This is a genomic window from Halorubrum sp. Atlit-26R (assembly GCF_003666015.1).
GTDB lineage: Archaea > Halobacteriota > Halobacteria > Halobacteriales > Haloferacaceae > Halorubrum.
Window position 1 is genome coordinate 1 of the sequence record NZ_QPLT01000354.1, and the last position, 540, is coordinate 540.

Here is a 540-nt window from a genome sequence, read left to right on the forward strand (position 1 = left end):
CGCTGGCTGGTGACATGAGCGAAGGGGAGCTCTTGCATCGAGAGCCAGTTGATCTCTTCAACGGTCTGGAACGCCTCGTTCCGGCTCTCTTCGGTGGCGTCATCCGCAGCGTAGTTGCTGTCCCAGGCTTCACGAGCCTGCTGGCGAAGCGCGTCGTCGTGGTAACTTCCTTCGGCGCCCCAGCGGGTGAACTGGTTGCTCGGGTTGAGCCCATGGAGGAACCGGAGGAAGTTTTGTGGGCCAGGGTACTCCATACCGTCGCCGAGGCCGAACACTTCCATGTCGCCGGAGATAGCGCGGCTGATGATAGTCCCGAACTCAGCCTCCTCGATCTCCATGTCGATGTACGCGGAGTTAAGCTTCGACTGGAGGCGGCTGAACACTGACTGGTAGGCGCTGTTCCCCGAAATGGTAGTGCCCGTGATTGAGAAGCGGTTGTTCTCGCCGTAGTCGGCCTCTTCCATCACCTGGCGGGCGCTTTCCAAGTCTGTTTCGCCGTAGCCGTAGGGGTAGCCGTCGGACGCAGCCTCCAGATTGGAC

The 540-nt window shown here is 60.7% G+C and carries 1 protein-coding gene; it reads right to left on the reverse strand.

Annotated elements, in window-relative coordinates; all coding sequences use genetic code 11:
* The coding region (locus DVK07_RS20950; protein ID WP_342765656.1) for an ABC transporter substrate-binding protein at positions 1 to 540 on the reverse strand (540 nt) is incomplete at both ends.